The sequence below is a fragment of the Rhodococcus pseudokoreensis genome, assembly GCF_017068395.1.
GTDB lineage: Bacteria > Actinomycetota > Actinomycetes > Mycobacteriales > Mycobacteriaceae > Rhodococcus_F > Rhodococcus_F pseudokoreensis.
Genome location: NZ_CP070619.1, coordinates 3,286,518 through 3,303,200 on the forward strand (window position 1 = coordinate 3,286,518; position 16,683 = coordinate 3,303,200).

11 protein-coding genes are annotated in these 16,683 nt (G+C 66.4%); 1 reads left to right on the forward strand and 10 read right to left on the reverse strand.

Going from position 1 to position 16,683, the window contains the following annotated elements:
- Window positions 1-43 precede the first annotated feature (43 nt).
- The 10 genes from JWS13_RS20125 to JWS13_RS20170 all read right to left on the reverse strand — a co-directional run bounded on the left by JWS13_RS20125 (window position 44) and on the right by JWS13_RS20170 (window position 14,255).
- Entirely contained in the window at window positions 44-3,319 is a 3,276-nt protein-coding gene (locus JWS13_RS20125) for a protein kinase domain-containing protein (protein ID WP_206007191.1), read from the reverse strand.
- A gap of 786 nt (window positions 3,320-4,105) precedes the next feature.
- The gene (locus JWS13_RS20130; RefSeq protein ID WP_206007192.1) at window positions 4,106-4,876 is read right to left on the reverse strand and encodes an enoyl-CoA hydratase/isomerase family protein; all 771 of its coding nucleotides are present in this window, start codon (window positions 4,874-4,876) and stop codon (window positions 4,106-4,108) included.
- Window positions 4,877-4,918: 42 nt separating this feature from the next.
- On the reverse strand, window positions 4,919-5,257 hold the full coding sequence (locus JWS13_RS20135) for a putative quinol monooxygenase (protein ID WP_206007193.1): 339 nt from the start codon (window positions 5,255-5,257) through the stop codon (window positions 4,919-4,921).
- A 35-nt stretch (window positions 5,258-5,292) separates the two neighbouring features.
- Complete coding sequence (locus JWS13_RS20140) at window positions 5,293-7,548, reverse strand: molybdopterin-dependent oxidoreductase (RefSeq protein WP_206007194.1); 2,256 nt, start codon at window positions 7,546-7,548, stop codon at window positions 5,293-5,295.
- 56 nt (window positions 7,549-7,604) lie between these two features.
- A complete protein-coding gene (locus JWS13_RS20145; protein WP_206007195.1) occupies window positions 7,605-9,305 on the reverse strand; it encodes an FAD-dependent oxidoreductase in 1,701 nt (566 codons plus the stop codon).
- Window positions 9,306-9,366: 61 nt separating this feature from the next.
- Window positions 9,367-10,467, reverse strand: coding sequence for an acyl-CoA dehydrogenase family protein (locus JWS13_RS20150; RefSeq protein WP_206007196.1), 1,101 nt, complete (start codon window positions 10,465-10,467; stop codon window positions 9,367-9,369).
- The gene (locus JWS13_RS20155) at window positions 10,467-11,690 is read right to left on the reverse strand and encodes an acyl-CoA dehydrogenase family protein (RefSeq protein ID WP_206007197.1); all 1,224 of its coding nucleotides are present in this window, start codon (window positions 11,688-11,690) and stop codon (window positions 10,467-10,469) included. The genes JWS13_RS20150 and JWS13_RS20155 overlap by 1 nt, the downstream gene beginning before the upstream one ends.
- An 11-nt stretch (window positions 11,691-11,701) precedes the next feature.
- Entirely contained in the window at window positions 11,702-12,478 is a 777-nt protein-coding gene (locus JWS13_RS20160; protein ID WP_206007198.1) for an SDR family NAD(P)-dependent oxidoreductase, read from the reverse strand.
- A gap of 159 nt (window positions 12,479-12,637) precedes the next feature.
- Complete coding sequence (locus tag JWS13_RS20165; RefSeq protein WP_206007199.1) at window positions 12,638-13,054, reverse strand: nuclear transport factor 2 family protein; 417 nt, start codon at window positions 13,052-13,054, stop codon at window positions 12,638-12,640.
- Between the two features lie 31 nt (window positions 13,055-13,085).
- Window positions 13,086-14,255, reverse strand: a complete 1,170-nt coding sequence (locus JWS13_RS20170; RefSeq protein ID WP_241032252.1) for an acyl-CoA dehydrogenase family protein — start codon at window positions 14,253-14,255, stop codon at window positions 13,086-13,088.
- Between the two features lie 155 nt (window positions 14,256-14,410).
- On the opposite strand from JWS13_RS20170, the gene JWS13_RS20175 reads away from it, so the two are divergent.
- The gene (locus tag JWS13_RS20175; RefSeq protein ID WP_259375237.1) at window positions 14,411-16,651 is read left to right on the forward strand and encodes a molybdopterin-containing oxidoreductase family protein; all 2,241 of its coding nucleotides are present in this window, start codon (window positions 14,411-14,413) and stop codon (window positions 16,649-16,651) included.
- The last annotated feature ends 32 nt before the right edge of the window (window positions 16,652-16,683 follow it).

The following is a 16,683-nucleotide window of genomic DNA, read 5'->3' on the forward strand; positions in this document are numbered from 1 at the left end:
GGCGTCGCACGGGTCCCGGCAGAGCGACGCCGGTCGTGCGCGGTCAGGGTGATCGGTGTTCGACGACCCAGGCCGCAATCTGGGCGCGGGAGGTGAAGCCCAGCTTCGTCAGGACGTGCTCCACGTGGCCCGCGGCGGTGCGTGGGGAGATGACCAGGCGGGCGGCGATCGCCCTGTTTGTCAGTCCCTCGGCGACGAGGTCGGCCACCTCCCGTTCCCGCCTGGTCAGCTCGGTCGACGGGCCCGCGGTAGGCGGCGTGGTGGTGGGTTCCTCGCCGAGGGCGTAGGCGATGGCGGCATCGAGGTCGAGCGACCGGCCTTCGTTGTGGGCGGCCTCGAACACCCGCGGACCGAGCGCCCGGCGCGTGGTCCGCTCACACTCGTCATGGTGAACGAGCAGGTTCGGGAACACCACGGTGGTGGCGCCCGTCACCTGGTGCAGGGCCTGCGCCGCGCCCATGAGCACCGCGGCGCGCCGGGCGTCGCCCTCGGCGGCCGTAAACCACGCCATCACCTCGAGACACGTCGCGGTCACGAACGGGTCCCTGCGGCGACGGACGAGGACAAGCGCCTGCTGCAGCAGGTCCAGTGCTTGGTCGCGCTCCCCCTGGTGCCACACGGCGACCGCGGCGGACCACAGTGCGTATGACCGCCACACCGATTCGCCGTGGGATTCGGTGATCGCGAGGATCTTCTCGTAGCACTCGAGGGCCCCCGCGGTGTCCTGCTTCAGTTCCCGCGCCCATCCGAGGGTGAGGAGCACCAGGACCTGCGCGAGGAGGTCGCCCCGGGCGGCGAATATGTCACGAGTACGTTCCAGGCGCGCGCTCGCGGGGGCGAGGTCGCCGACGTAGATATCGTGGAGGCCCTCGGTGAACTCCACGAATGCGTGCGCGAGCGGGTCCGCGGTCCGTTCGGCGAGGGCGCGGGCCTCGACGACCAGGGCCTCCGCGGCTGCGCGGTCTCCCTGGGAATCGGCCAGCGCGACGTCGCGGTACAAGGCCTTGGCCCGGACCGCGGGCGCGGCGCCGGGTGCGGCGGCGAGGGTCCGGTCGATCCAGTGCCGTCCTTCACCGAGTTGGCCGCGCGAGACCCAGAACGGTTGCAGCGCTGCTGCGAAGGCCACCGCGGAGTCGGATCCCCCGTCGTCGGTGAGGGCGAACTCAAGGGCCTCACGGAGATTGGGCTGTTCGCGGTCGAGACGGTCGATCCAGTCGAGCTGCCGGGCACTGATCCATCCGGTCTCCACGTCGAGAGCGAGCTGCCGGTACCAGCGCAGGTGCCGTCGCCGCAGCTCCGGCAACTCGTCGGACTCGCGCACCCTCTCGCGGCCGAAATCGCGCAGCGTCTCGAGCATCCGGAACCGCACCGCGGTACCCGACTCCTCCCGGATCAGGATGGACTTGTCGACCAGGGAGGCCAGCACGTCGAGCAGGCCATCCGCCTCGATATCGCACCGGCATACCTGTTCGGCGGCATCGAGTTCGAAGGGACCGGCGAACACCGACAACTGCGCCCAGAGCTGCTGTTCGGGCCGGGTGCACAACTCGTAGCTCCAGTCGATGCACAGGAGCAGGGTCTGCTGACGGGTCGGCGCGCCCCGGCTGCTGCGCGCGAGCAGTTTGAAGCGGTCGGTCAGCCGCGCCAGGATCTGCTCGGGCGAGAGCGCCCGCAACCGCGCGGCTGCGAGCTCGATCGCCAGCGGCAGCCCCTCCACGCGGGCGCAGATCCCCGCCACGCTGGCCGCGTTGTTCTCGGTCAGTTCGAAGCCCGGCAGCGCGGATGAGGCGCGTTCGACGAACAAGCGGACCCCGTCGTAACTGGGCAGGCCATCCATGGACGACGCCTCCGGAACCGGAACCCTCAGCGGAGGCACCCGCAGCACCGCCTCCCCCCCGACGGTCAGTGCCTCGCGGCTGGTGGCGAGAATCCGCAGACCCGGGCAGGCGCGCAGGAGAGTCTCAGCCAGCTGCGCCGCCGCATCGACCACCTGTTCGCAGTTGTCGAGGACCAGCAGCACCTCCCGCGATGCCAGGAAGTCCATCAGGACCTCCGGCACCGGCCGTGTCGAGTGGGGACGTAGCCCCAGCGCGGCGGCGATCACGTCTGCCAGCAGCGCCCCGTCCCCCAACTCGCCCAACTCGACCAGCCACACCCCGTCCGTGAACACACGTCGCGCGTTCGCCGCAATCCGCAGGGCCAGGCGGGTCTTGCCCACGCCACCGATCCCGATCAACGTCACCAGCCGGGACGACGCCAGTAGCTGCTTCGCCTCGGTCAGCTCGGTGCGGCGGCCGACGAAGGTGGTTAGCTCGGCCGGGAGGTTCCCCCCACCGCCCGACGAGCCCCCGATGGACGAGGCCGGACGGCCGGTGGTCAACGGCACCGGCGCCGCCGCGCCCCCCGTCTGCTCCTCGGCAGTCGGTTCGGCGCGCAGCGCCATCTCGTCGACCGGAAACCCGCTCCGCGCCTGCAACTGTTGGAGCCGTTCCCCGAGCACCACCGCCGAGGGCCGGGCATCCGGTGTGCGGGCCATGGCGTGCTCGATCACCGCGGCCACCTCGTCGTCGACGCCGTGCTCGCGCAGGTCGGGCACCGGCTGTGCGGTGATCCTCAGGAACTGCGCCACCACCTGCTCGCCGCTGCGACGCTCAAACGCCGCATGCCCGGTCAACGCGGCGAACAGGGTGGCGCCGAGCCCGTACACGTCCGCGGCAGGCGACGGCGGATCCCCACCCAGCACCTCCGGGGCGGTGAAGGCCGGCGACCCGGAGACCGTGCCAGTTGCAGTCGTGAATCCACCGACGATGTGCGCGATACCGAAATCGGTCAACACCGGCTCCCCAAAATCGGTGAGCACAATGTTCGCCGGCTTGACATCCCGGTGCAAGATGCCGGCCCGGTGCGCGGTCTCGACCGCCGCCGCCATCTTCACCCCCAGTCGCAGCACCTCCTCCCGCGTGAGCGGGCCGTGCCGCCGGATCCGCGCGTCGAGGGAACCCTGCCGGTAGTACGGCATCACCAGATAGGGCCGACCACTGTTGGTGGACCCGACCTGCAGCGCCCCCGCGATGTTCGGATGCCCGGTCAGCCTGCCCATCGCCCGCTGCTCCCGAAAGAACCGCTCCCGATTCTCTTCGTCCAATTCGGCGGTGAGGACCTTCACCGCCACCATTCGCTCCAGCACACTTTGGGTGCAGCGATACACCACACCGAAGCCCCCACGCCCGATCTCCTCGGCCTCGTCGAACCCCACCGCACCCAACTCGGCCGCGGTTGTCACGTCACGTTGGGTTCGGAACGGATCGCTGTCAGTCATCGGGCACAAACTCTCTCCGCCGCCCCCACCCCGACAGCCGGGCGGACATGCTTTACGCCTTGCGGGAATGCCCGTCCATCATATGCCGGGCTCATCCGATCGGCCGCTGGTTACCGCACCGACGGATCTGCCCCGACGAAGCCACCTCGGGCGGTGTACGGCCAGGAATGGTCGGGAATGGACGAACCACTCAGGAAGTCCGGCGTCACAGTCCTCGTCGACGATCTGTGGTCGCACCAATCACCGAGCAAAGCCGACCTCGCTGCGCCCAGGCTCTTGGCAGCGACGACGTAACCGAAAGCCGTCCCGGACGTCCCCACGACCAGAGCGTCGAGATCCGCGCATTAAAGGCAGCCTTGGCGATCTACAACGCCATGGCCTGTCCGGCCTGAGTTTCTTGCGCGTCGCCATGAAGGGAGCCGTCGGCAAAACTGCACTGCACTGCACTGCACAGGCCACGGGACGCTGTCGAGTAACTGTTAATCGACGGCGTTCAATTGATCGCGCCGCCCCCGTACTCGAAGATTCCGGGTCCTTCTTAGGCAAAGATCTTCGGCAACCCACGTTGACGATGTGTGATCTGTAATCAAGTCCACGAAATTGGACAGCCAGCCACTGAATGAGCCCCGGACCGGGCTGAGGGCGGGCCCGGGGCTCATCCAGTGACTGGCTCGCTGATTCTGACGCTCGTCGGGGCGATCGCAGGATGTCAGTAATTGCTGTTCGACGACGAGTGCGATAGTCGCCGCGGTGACGATCGACCACAGACGTGCGGTGCGCCGAACCTCAGCGCCCAACGAACCGTGGTGTGGTCCGGTCGCGACTGGCCGCAATCCCGATGCGGCAGTCTTCGGTCGACCATTGCACGCCTTGCTCGCTCAGTTCACGCTCGGTCGCCGCCGCAACCTCTTCGCAGAGACCGGCCGTCATTGTGGCCTTCATCGACCTCACGGTCAGCGGTGCCGACGCCGCGATCTCCTGGGCGAAGGCGACCGCGGCCGGTAGCGGGTCGTCCCCGTCTGCGAGGCGGTCCGCCAACCCGATCTCGACAGCTTCGGCGCCACCGACCTTCCGCGCGGTGTAGAGCAGTTCGGTCGCCTTCTGCCGCCCAACGAGCCGCGGCAGGGTGGCGCTTAGAGCGAAGCCCTGATGGAATCCGAGTGCGGCGAAGTTGGCGTGGAAGCGGGCCGAGGCGGCGGTTACCCTGAAGTCCGCTGAGCATGCCAGGCCCAACCCGCCGCCGACCGCCGCCCCTTGCACCGCGGCGACGACGGGCATTCCGATCCGAAACAGGCGCAACGCCTCGTGGTAGAGCTGCCTCGAGGCCGCGGCGCGATCGTCGATCGCGCCTCCCCCACCGAAATCCGCTCCCGCGCAGAAATGTTTTCCTTCGGAGGCGAGCACAGCAGCTCTGCATTTCTGTGAGTCGAGTTCCTCGAGTGCGTCGGCCAGCTCTCGGATCAAGGCGAGGTCGAAGTAGTTTGCCGGGGGACGGTGCATTGTCACCACCGCGACGTATTCACGGTGGTCGACCGTGACGACTTTTTTGTCTGTCATCGTTCTCCTCTACCGATGCAAGTCTGTTTCCATCGAGTGGTGTCAGCGGGAGACCGAGCGAAACGGCGTGTAGGAGACCTTGACACCGAAGGTATCCCGGAACTTCTCGCTCACCTCACCGAGAATGACGTTCGTCAACAGCTCAGCGGAAGAAGCGAAGTCCTCCTGGCCGGCGGCGGTCCGCTCCATATGCTTCCAGATGGCGTCCTCGTTCTCGTACTGCTCATGCTGGTAGTAGGTACCGTCGTCGCCGTGGAAGATCTCGTATCCGAGGACGTAGGGCTCCTCGGCCTCGGTGATCGGGAAGACCTTGTCCAGGTACGCCTGGTAGCGGTCCTCCATACCGGGCCTGACGCGGTAGCTGAAGAGTGCATCGATCATTCTGGTACTCCTTGTCTTTGCGGTTAGGGAATCGGTTACTGGGTCATTTGCGGGTCAATGTCAGCGCTCCCGCCTCGCGAACGGGGCGTGACTTCGACCAGGGTCCCGTTGGGTGCGGCGTTTCCACTCCCGACGTCGACGCGGCGCGGCGACATCAACTCGTTCACGTTCGCGCCCTCGAGCCTCGACGCGACGCCCATCGGCGTCCTCTGGTGCCCCCACCCGTGGGGTGCGCATACGACACCCGGCATGATGTCTTCGGTCAACTCGACGTCGAGCGTGATGACACAGTCCGGTGTGGACACGTCGACCTGGTCTTCGTTCCGGATCCCACGCGGGTGGGCATCGAGGGGGTTCATCAGTAGAGAGCACCGGTTCCCGGTCCCCACGAGTCGAGATACGTTGTGCATCCATGAATTATTCGACCGCTGGTGGCGGCGCCCGATCAGCTGCAGTCCCTCGAGCCGCTCATTGAGAACTCGTCGAATATGCGGGGCCAGTTCCGCTACGCGCTCGGGGAGAAGCTCGATGTGCTGGTCCGCGGTCCGGACGATGTCCGGCAGCAACGGGACCATCGGGCCGAAGTCGATTCCGTGCTCTGCGGCGGCGACTCGTGTGAGATTGATGCCGTCCCCGTCTCCGAACTGGTCGCCGAACGGCCCTGTGCGGAAGTAGAGATCGAGCAGTCGCTCTGGATCGGTGTCGCCGTGGAGCATGGACAGCAAGTCTTCGGGATCCCGACCGTACACGTCACTGTCCGGGTTGTCCGTGAATCCTCGGATCGTTTTGAGCAGCACGTTTTGTCGCAGCGTGGCGACATCACCGGGAGGGTCGGTGACCATGGCGCCGATGCGCATCAAGATTTCGTCGTCGCCCGGTTGGCCTTGGGCCCGGGGACGCATCGGCGGCGAGAAACGAGCGTACGAGCGTGCGGCGAACTGTTGGCTGTAGTACGGGTAGAACGCGCGCTCCAGACCCGCCGGGGAAGGAAGGATTACGTCTGCATGGCGGGTCGTCTCGTTGATGTAGGTGTCGAGGCACACCACGAGATCGAGATCGTCCAGAGCACGCTCGAGGCGAGAGCCTGCCCCGGGGACCGACAGCACGGGGTTGGCGCTGTGCGTGATCAACGCCCGTATCTGCCCCGGCCCGGGGGTCACCATCTCCTCGAGCATCGCCACGGCTGGAAACTCCCCGAAAACCTCGCGGTGCCCGCTGATTCGGCTGTGCCACCGACCCAGCGCGGGAGGACGCCCGAGCGGTACCCTTGAAGCGTTGAGGCCGGTCGCCGGGCGACAGAACATCGCGCCCCCGGGCCGGTCGATGCTCCCGGTAAGGATGTTGACGACGTTCAGGCCCCAGGCGGATACCATGGCCAGCTCCTGCAGGGCCACCCCCACTCGTCCGTACACCACCGAGCGTTCTGTCCCTGCGAGCCGGTGCGCCAGCTCCCGGATCCAGGTGGCGCTGACCCCGGACCTCTCGCTCACGACCTCCGGTGCGAAGTCCGCGGCGAAATCACGAACGCGATCGACGCCGTTCACCATCCCGGTGGCTGCCCTCAGGTCGACCAGGTCGTCGTCGAACAGGGTGTGGATGAGGGCAAGCATCACCAATGAGTCTGTGCCTGGGCGGATGAAGACATGCTCGCTCACTAGACGACTGGTCTCATTGGCGCGTGGGTCGAGCAGGATGACGTCGCCGCCGCGTTCTCGGATTCTGGTGATCCGCTTGGCCCATCCGGGCGCGGTTGCCAGGCTGCCGTTGGAGATTGCCGGATTGGCTCCGAAGACGACGAGTAGATCAGTCCGGTCGATGTCCGGAATCTGCAGGTCACCTTGGTGGCCGTACATGAGCAATGCCGCAAGTTGTTGCGGCCAAGCGTCGACCGAGCCTGCGGAGTAGCGGTTCTTGGTCTTCAGGAGCCGGAGGAGCTGTGGAACATACATGCTCGCGGCAAGATTGTGCGAGTGCGGATTGCCGACAAAGGTTGCCACTGCGTCCGGCCCGTGCTCCGAAATGATCCTCGGAAGCCGGTCCTGGATGACTTGGAAGGCATCGTCCCAGCTCGCGGGTACGAGTCGGCCCTCAACCCGTATCATCGGCCGGCGCAGTCGGTCCGGGTCCGCATCGACCTCAGCCAGCAGGGCACCCTTGGGACAAATGTGGCCCGCGCTGACGACGTCGAGTCGATCAGGCGTCACCTCGAGCCGACCCTGCCGGCCCGGCGCGACCAGCAGACCGCACCCGGCCTCGCACAGGTGGCAGTTCCGACCATGCACGTCGCTCATCCGATTACACCTCCTCGATCACGGTCTGACATGTTGGGGCCTCGCGACCGGACACGTCACCACGGCGCCATCCGGTCGGTTCCTCGCGCCGGTACGTCGATCGCCGCCCCGGCCGTCGCCAATTCAACGAGCTTCGGCCAGTCCACGACCTTCTCGCGTGGTCGCTCACGCCCCCCCGCGGACCGCTCGTAGGCATCGATCGCGAGCCAGCCGTCCCAGCCGAACGCCTCGACGCCGACCGCAGGCGGGGGGGAGGACGGTGTGGACAGCAGGCCCGACAGATAGTCGTCGACGATGGCGTTCACGGTCTCGGCGGCGCACGTCTTGTTCGTACCGATCACGCCGGAGGGGCCTCGCTTGATCCAACCGGCCGTGTATATCCCGGGAATCGTTTCACCCCGAGGATCCACGACCCTGCCCGACTCGTTCGGAATGCGCCGGGTTGCAACGTCGAACGGGACACCCGGGACAGGGTCCCCACTGTAGCCGATCGAGCGCAATACTAGTCCGCAGTCGATCTGCTCGATCTCACCGGTGCCGACTGCCCGATGGTTGCCCGCGTCGTCGCGGATCTCGTTGCGCTCCAAACGGATCCCCGTCACCCGATCGCTTCCGAGGATCTCCACCGGGGACGCGAGATAGCGCAGAGTTATCGCCTTCCGCTCAGGTGACCGCACCCGACCTGCGTAACGCTGGGCGATGTCGATCTTGAAGCGAAGCTGCTCGTTGCCGTGCTTGTTGAGAGCGACGGAGGTCGCCGCGTCCACTGTTGTCTCACGCGAATGTGCGAGTACGTTCACGCCTGCCAGGTGATCGAGCTCGACGAGTTCCTTCGTCGTGTAAGCGGAGTGCTCGACGCCACGGCGCCCGACGACGAGCACCTCCTCGACGGCGCTCTGCGCAAGCAGTCCGAGCGCACGGCCGCTGATGTCCGTCCGCCGTAGCGAATCCACATCGGAAACGAGAATGCGTGCCACATCGAGGGCGACGTTCCCGTTGCCGATGACCACCGCGCGCGGGTGCGACAAATTGAACTCGTGACCGCTGTGGTCAGGATGTCCGTTGTACCAACCGACGAAGTGCGTCGCCGGATGGCTCCCCGGCAGGTCCTCACCCGGTACCTCCAGCCTTCGGTCGGATGGGGCACCTACCGCGTACAGCACCGCGTGATGGCTCGTTGCCAACTGCTCATGGGTAATGTCCCGGCCAACGCGGGTGTTGAAGTGAAACGTCACCCCGCGCCGCGAGGCCGCGCGTTCGAACTGCCCGATGACCCGCTTCGTCCGCAGGTGGTCGGGTGCCACCCCGAATCGGGCTAGTCCGTAGGGCACCGGCAACCGTTCGTACACGTCCACGGTCGCCTCGAGGCCGCGGCGCGAGAGGATTGACTCGACGGCGAACATCGCCGCCGGACCTGCCCCCACGACCGCGACGCGGAGCGGTTCCCGCTCGGTCACTGTCATCGGCGCCGGCGGGAGCGGGAGATCCCTCCGGGGGTATGAGCGCCCGCTGAAGTGGAGGCGATTCAGCTCGATGAACGCCCGACTCTCCTCTCCGAGAGCAGCATCGGGCGATATGGCGTCGACTGGGCAGACGTCGACACAGGCCCCGCAATCGACGCATGTCGCCGGATCGATGTAGAGCATCTCGGCGGTGCGGTAGCCTGGTTCACCCGGTGACGGATGGATACAGTCCACCGGGCACGCCGACACGCAGGCAGCGTCGTTGCAACAGGACTGGGTTATGACGTGAGGCACGATGCACTCCCTGCTGAACCGCCACGTACTGCGACCGCGGCGACTGTTTTGCGCGTACCTGTCACGGAGTCAGCTCGAGATCGAGATTCAGTGACGCGACCGTTCGACGGTGGCTGCCGGCGCTGCCTAGAAGCTCCTTATCAACCTGGGCGCGACGCCAATACAGGTGCGCGTCGTGCTCCCAGGTGAACCCGACGCCCCCGTGTGTATGGATCAGCGTCTGGGCGGATCGGTTCAGTACGTCTGCCGCGTACGCGGCGGCGGACGCCGCGTAGAGCCTGAGGCTCTCCGGCTGGGCATCGGCCGACCAGGCGGCCAACCACACGAGCGAGCGCAGCTGCTCCTCGCCGACGTAGGCTTCGACCAAAGCGTGCTTGACCGCCTGGAAACTGCCGATCTGGCGATTGAAACTCTGCCTGGTCAACGCGTAGGCGCGGGCCAGCTCATTTGCCTGAGTCGCTGCCCCCAAGTCCTCCGCGGCCAGCAGGACCAGTGCCACGTTCTTGGCCCGGTCCCAGGCAGGAACGACTGAAGCGCCAGCCGACAGCACGTGCGCCGCTGCTCCCCTGAACTCGAAAACTGCGAGGCCCCGCGTGGCATCGAGAGGCTTCGGGTCCACACGCCGAACCGCCGGGCTGGAGCTCGTCACCTCGACGGCGACCACAACCGGGCCGGTATCGGTCTCGGCCAGAACAATGAGGTCCGTCGCCGCGACGCCGTCGAGCACAGGCGCCGTACGCCCGTGGACCGCGCCCGAGGGATCTAGGCGAAGCCGGTCGGCCGAATCCCGGGTGCTGTCCGCGACGGCCACGGTCCTGCCACCGTTGAGACCAGCCTCGAGCAGTGTCACCGCTTCGGGCGAGCCGAGCGCTTCCAGGAGAGTGACTGCCCGGCCGGCGAAGCTCACCAGCCGTGCGGGAGTCAGATGCTTACCCGACTGCTCTGCAACGACCACAAGGTCCAGAACCGTTCCCCCGCCGCCGCGTGACTCGTCGGCGAGCAACTCCATGACTCCGAGCGACGCCCACGGCTCACCGGTGGGGAAGGGAAGATCACTATCGTCGAGGGCCCCACGGGCGTACTCGAGCCCCGAGCGCTTGGCGAAGGCCTGCCCGGCGACCTTACCGAACTCGATCTGGTCGTCCGAAAGACTGAATTTCATCAGGCACCATCCCGAGATGCGGTGGGTGAAGTGGTCAAGGCGGGAGAGGCAGTCACTCGCGGTTCGGGCGGAAGACCGAGAATCCGTTCGCCGAGAATGTTTTTCATGACCTCCGGCGTTCCTCCGGCCAGTGAAAGTCCAGGCGCGAACATCGCAACGTTCTGCCAGTGATTCGTGCCATCGGGAGCTGCGGCGAACACAGCGGTCTCCCCCTGCAGAGACAGTCCGAGACTGCCGACTCGCTTGAGTAGCGCTCCGAGCGCGAGCTTCCCGACGCTTCCCTCGGGACCAGGCTCCCCGCCCTGGGACACTCGGGAGATCAGTCGATTGCCGGTCATCCGGCAGGCCAGGGCCTCGATCCAGCAGGCCGCGTACTCCTGGAGCACGAGCTCGCGGCTGCTCTCCGAAAGTTGCGGCAGGGCCTTACGCACCTCGGAGGTCAGGGCGCCGGGCCCTGCGCCGTAAGTCGACCCGTCACCTCCCACGACGAACCGCTCGTTCATGAGCATCGTCAGAGCAACCGCCCAGCCCTGCCCAACCTCACCGAGCACGGCGTTCGCCGGAAGCTCGACGTCCTCCAGGAAGACCTCGTTGAACGCGGCGTGGCCGGTCATCTCCCGCAGAGGACGTACGGTCACGCCCGGGGCCGACATATCGACGACGAATGCGGTGAGACCCCGGTGGCGATCCTCGGGACTACCTGTCCGCGCGAGTGCCACCCCGTAGTCGGACCAGTGAGCGCCCGTGTTCCAGACCTTCTGGCCGCGCAGCACCCAACCGTCCTCCGTGGGGACGGCCTTGGTCGCCACCGCCGCGAGGTCACTACCCGCCCCGGGCTCGCTGAACAGCTGGCACCAGATCTCCTCCCCCGTGAGGATATTCGTCAAGTATCGACTCTTCTGCTCACCGGTGCCGTGGGTGATGATCGCCGGCCCGCACAGGCCCACGCCCATCCACCCGATCAGCCGGGGAGCCTGGGCGCGGTCCAGCTCCTCGTTGATGATCAGCTGCTGGACGACAGTCCCGCCGGCGCCGCCATACTCCTTCGGCCAAGTCACCCCCACGAGTCCGCCGGAGTAGAGAACCGATTGCGCATGTTTGAGAGTGTCCACGTTGTCCGCGGACGCTCCGCGCGAGGACACCAGCGAGTGCAGGTTGTCTTCGATGAATTGGCGCACGGTGACGCGGAAGGTGCTTTCTTCAGGGCTGTCACTGATGTCCATTGGTCCCCCGCTCAGCGGTAGCGAAGGCGCGCGGCTGCATCGAGCCGAACGACCTCACCATTCATGTAGGTGTTCTCGAGCAGGTGCAGGGTCAGCGCCGCAAACTCGTCGGCCCGCCCGAGTCGGGCAGGAAAGACGACGTCTCGCGCCAACTTCTCCTTGAAGGCCACCGGGTCGGCGACCTTGTTGTAGATCGGGGTGTCGATGAGACCGGGGGCGATGGCGTTGACCCGGATGCCGGCGGGTGCGAGGTCACGCGCAGCAGGAAGGGTCATCCCCACGATCCCGGCTTTGGAGGCAGAGTAGGCCACCTGGCCGATCTGGCCGTCGAACGCCGCGACCGACGCGGTATTGACGATTGCGCCGCGCTCGTCGTTCTCGTCCGGCTCGTTGGTCGACATGACAGTTGCGGCAATGCGCATGCAGTTGAATGTGCCGATCAGGTTGGTGGTGATGATGCGTGTGTAGCGCTCGAGTGAGTACGCGCTGTCGTAAGTGCCGTCGCGGCCGATGATCCGGGCGGACCCACCGAACCCGGCGCAGTTGACGAGCGCCCGCAGTTCTCCGACCTCGCGGGCCCGCTCGACCGCAGCGATGACCTGGTCCTCGCTTGTGACGTCCGTGCTCACGAAATGCGAGCCGGACTCCTGTGCGACCGTGTCGCCCTTGTCCTTCTGGACATCGGCAATCACGACCTGGACCCCGCGGCTCGCCAGGGAGCGCACAACACTTTCTCCCAGGCCGGATGCACCGCCAGTGACCACCGCTGAAGCACCGGTGAACTTCATGAACACTCCTTAGCAAGATGATGATGCCCGAGCCGTCTTCCGGTCTCGTGGCTAGTGGGCGCGCCCTAGGATGCCTTCGAGGGTTTTCTGCGCGCCCGCGAATTGGTTGGTTGTCGGAAAGGGCTCAGCCCAGGTGTTCCCGGGCGGAATTCGACGGGTCTATTTCCCCGTTTGCCTGTCCCGCTCCTCGATCTCGTCCGGCAGTAGCCGAACCGAACTGACCCCTGCATGCTCGATCAGGTCGCCGCGGAAGTGGAAGATCCACCGCAGCCGAACCGTGTCGTCCGAAGACATCGCGTTCTCGTACTTCGAGTATCCCGGCACCGAGATCCGCCCATACGCTGCGAGACGGCGGTCGTTGCCCTGCAGCCATCGCTCCGGCTCGCCGAAGTCGATGCCCGCAGGCCGCGAGTCGCCGAACGCACGCAGGCCCGCATGCCCCTCGGTGTGTCGGCCGCTGCCGTCGTCGATCACGCCGTCGTCGGTGAACAGCGATGCAAGACCCTCACCATCGCGATTCGCCAGACACCGGAAATACGTCCGTGCGGTCTCCCGCTGGCTCTCCCGAACCTCCACCTTTCAACTCCTTCGTCTCAGACTTGCTCGATCAGGCGACCCGGCTTGCCTGGTGTGGTTGATCCACTGGCGCGGCGAGCTCACTCGGAAGACCGATGAGGCTCAAGAATCTCTCCCGGTGCCGCGCTGGAGATCCCAGGAAGAACTCACTCGACTTTGCCCGCTTGAAGTAGAGATGCGCGTCGTGTTCCCAGGTGAAGCCAACACCGCCGTGGACCTGGATAGTCATTGCAGCGGTGGCGACGAACGCGTCCGAGCACAACGCTTTGGCCATGCTTGCGTGTGCGGGGAACTCGTCGGCACCAGTAGCCGCATCCCACGCCGCACGATAAGCGGCCGACCGCGCCGATTCGACCTCCAGGAGCGCATCCGCACACATGTGCTTGATCGCCTGGAACGACCCGATCGCACGCCCGAATTGGTGCCGCACCTTGGCGTACTCGACGCTCATGTCCAGACACTGCTGCGCGCCACCGACCTGCTCCGCTGCCAATGCGACGGCCGCCAGGTCGAGGACCCGCTGCAGCACCGGCTCGGCCGCTCCCTCCTCACCCACGAGGACGGCCGGGGTGTCACTGAGCATCACGCCGGCGAGGCGACGGGTTGAGTCCAGCGCCTCCTGAGGTTTGCGGACCAGCCCCGGCGCTGCACCATCACAGGCGAAGAGTGACACCCCCCGCCGGGTACGCGCCGCTACGAGAATCAGGTCCGCGGCCATGCCGTCGACCACGAAGCACTTTTCACCATGAAGCCGCCATTCGCCGCCACTCTCCACAGCCGACGCACGCACATCACCCGGTACCCATGAGCCCGTGGGCTCGGCCAGCGCGAGCGTCACCACCGTGCTGCCGTCGGCAATCGACGGCAGATGCGTGCGCTGCGCAGTCTCGTCACCGGATTCCATCAGCGCGGTGGCACCGAGCGCGACAGTCGCGAAGAAGGGGGCGGACAGCAACGACCGACCCATCTCTTCGGACGCGACCAGCAGTTCGACCCACCCACATCCGGCGCCCCCGAATTCCTCGGGGATATGCAACCCATGGAGACCGAGCTCCCCGGCCATCTGCGCCCAGACACCCGAGTCGTAACCCGAGGGATCACCGATCAGGCGCCGAGCCTCGGCGGGTCCAGACTTCGCGGAGAGAAAGCGCCGAAGCGCTGCCCGGAAGTCCTCTTGCTCACTACTGAATTCGAAGATCACAGCACCGCCTCCACTCTCATGCCGCGAGCGTAACCCAATTCGACATACATGTCGAGTGACGGCCGGCGACCCACATTCCCGCGCGTTCACATTCCCTGCGGGCAAGCCCCCGCTCAGCCGATTCGGCAAGTCGACAATGATGTCGATAAGCGGTTATGCTGCGGAATGTGAGCGACAGAGCGGAACACGACACCAGCTCGGACGTCCTTCGAGAGCCACAGCACCAGGCTTCAACAGGACGCACTCGAAGCCGGGCGGAGCCACAGGCGACCACGGTTCCCACGTTCTGCAGAATCTGCCCTGGCATGTGCGGCCTACTCGTCACGATCGAGGACGGGGCCGCCGTGGGCTCGATGGGCGACCGGGACCATGCCGCGACCGAGGGGTACTGCTGCCGCAAAGGGCGCAACATCCATAAGCTGCACACCAAACCGGACCGCTTCCTCCAGTCGCAGCGCGGCAACCGTCGAGGAGGCTTCGTCCCGATCGAGACCGCGACTGCGATCGATGAAATCGGTGAGCGCCTGAGCGAGATTCGCGAAAAGCACGGACCCGACTCCATCGGCCTCTTCCTGGGTACTCAGGCATACCAGGCCACCCCGACTATCCCCGTGGTCAAGGCATGGCTGCGCGCCATCGGCACGCGAAAGTACTTTCGGACGGTCTCGATAGACCAATCCGCCAAGGTCATTGCGACGGGTCGTCTAGGAGCTTGGGCGGCGGGAAACCAACGCTTCGACGAGTCGGACGTGTGGCTGTTCGCCGGCACCAACCCGATCGTGTCGATGCAGGGCGGCCCCGCCAGCTTCCCGATTCACCGCGGACGACGGGCCCTCCGCGAAGCCCGCGACCGCGGCATGTACATCATCGTCGCAGATCCCCGATTGACCGAGACCGCTCGCGAGGCAGACCTGCACCTGCCGCTACGTCCCGGCACCGACTCCCTGCTCGCCGCGGCGATCTTGCACGTCATCCTGGAGGAGAGGCTGCACGACGGGGAGTTCTGCCGCAACCACGTCACCGGCCTGGCGAACCTCGAGCGAGCACTCGCGCACGTCACTCCGGGCTCTGTCGCAGCAGACACCGGGATCGCCGCCGATGACATCGTGCTGGCAGCCCGCCGCTTCGCGACGGCCACCCGTGGCATGACCACGACCGGCACGGGCCCCGACATGAGTGTGTGGTCCAACCTCAACGAACACCTTTGGCAGCTACTCAACGTGATCTGCGGCCGTTTCCCCCGCGCAGGAGAGTTCCATGCCGAATACGGCGTACTCACCTCGAGTCAGTCCCACCGTGCCGAGGTCGCGCCTCCCGGTCGGCCGTGGGAATCGGGCTACCGCAGCCGACTGGGCTACGGCCTGCTCGCGGGCGACCTCCCCACCGCATCACTGCCTCGCGAAATCACCGAACCCGGGCCCGACCGGATCCGAGCGCTGGTCGTGGTGGGCGGCAACCCCCTCGCGGCCCTTCCAGGACCGGCCTCGGTCCGAACGGCATTCCAGCAGCTCGACCTCCTCGTCGCGCTGGAGCCATTCCCGACCGAAACCGCGGAGCTGGCGGACTACGTGCTCGCCCCACGAATGATCCTCGAGCGGCCGGACGTCACCAAGATGTTCGACCAGTGGTACGACAAGCCGTTCGGGCAATACACACCCGCAGTGCTCGAGGGCCCAGAGGAGACGGTGGAGGACTGGCAGTACCTCGCGAGAATCGCGGGTGCCATGGGGCTTCCGTTGACCATCGGGTCGTTCGAGGTCAGTAACAGCCAGGGCGCCGTCACTACCGAGCAGCTTCTGGACCATCTGTCCCGCAAGGGGCAGGCGGACCTGCAGGAGTTGAGGCGGCGGCCGCACGGGCACGTGTTCGACAACGCCGCACGCCCGATAATCGCGCCGGCTGGCGACTCTGCGGGACGCTTCGACTTGCTCCCGGACGACGTCGCCGGCGAGCTCCGCGCTGCGCTCCGCCGGGAGCGGATCACACTTTCGACCGCGGATCGCCGTCCGGACGAGGCCTTGCTCACCGTCCGGCGGACGCAGGGAGTCATGAACAGCCTCGGCCGGGACGTCCTCACCATGACGCGCACGCCCTACAACCCCTGTCACGTCAATCCGACGCAGCTGGAGGCGATCGAAGCAACGGCAGGTGACCTACTCCTGCTCGAGACACAGCACGGTCGAGTGATCGCTGTGGCCGAAGCGGACGACACGGTTCAGCCCGGCACGGTGTCATTAGCGCACTGCTTCCGTGGGCCGCGGGACGACGCCGATCCGCGGCACAGCGGCGCGAACCCCGGGGCATTGATTTCATTGCACGAGGTCACGGAGACGATCAACGCCATGCCCCGGCTCAGCGGAGTCCCGGTCCGCCTTGCGAAGTATCGCGTCGACTGATCGGGACGCATCCGGGCCGACGGAAAGCGGGT

What these genes read in the sequence shown, in the direction of transcription:
- JWS13_RS20155 (WP_206007197.1), bottom strand. Translation starts at nt 11,690, where the DNA reads ATGGACATCAGTGACAGCCCTGAAGAAAGCACCTTCCGCGTCACCGTG.
- JWS13_RS20140 (WP_206007194.1), bottom strand. Translation starts at nt 7,548, where the DNA reads ATGAGCGACGTGCATGGTCGGAACTGCCACCTGTGCGAGGCCGGGTGC.
- JWS13_RS20160 (WP_206007198.1), bottom strand. Translation starts at nt 12,478, where the DNA reads ATGAAGTTCACCGGTGCTTCAGCGGTGGTCACTGGCGGTGCATCCGGC.
- JWS13_RS20175 (WP_259375237.1), top strand. Translation starts at nt 14,411, where the DNA reads ATGCTGCGGAATGTGAGCGACAGAGCGGAACACGACACCAGCTCGGAC.
- JWS13_RS20130 (WP_206007192.1), bottom strand. Translation starts at nt 4,876, where the DNA reads ATGACAGACAAAAAAGTCGTCACGGTCGACCACCGTGAATACGTCGCG.
- JWS13_RS20135 (WP_206007193.1), bottom strand. Translation starts at nt 5,257, where the DNA reads ATGATCGATGCACTCTTCAGCTACCGCGTCAGGCCCGGTATGGAGGAC.
- JWS13_RS20125 (WP_206007191.1), bottom strand. Translation starts at nt 3,319, where the DNA reads ATGACTGACAGCGATCCGTTCCGAACCCAACGTGACGTGACAACCGCG.
- JWS13_RS20150 (WP_206007196.1), bottom strand. Translation starts at nt 10,467, where the DNA reads ATGAAATTCAGTCTTTCGGACGACCAGATCGAGTTCGGTAAGGTCGCC.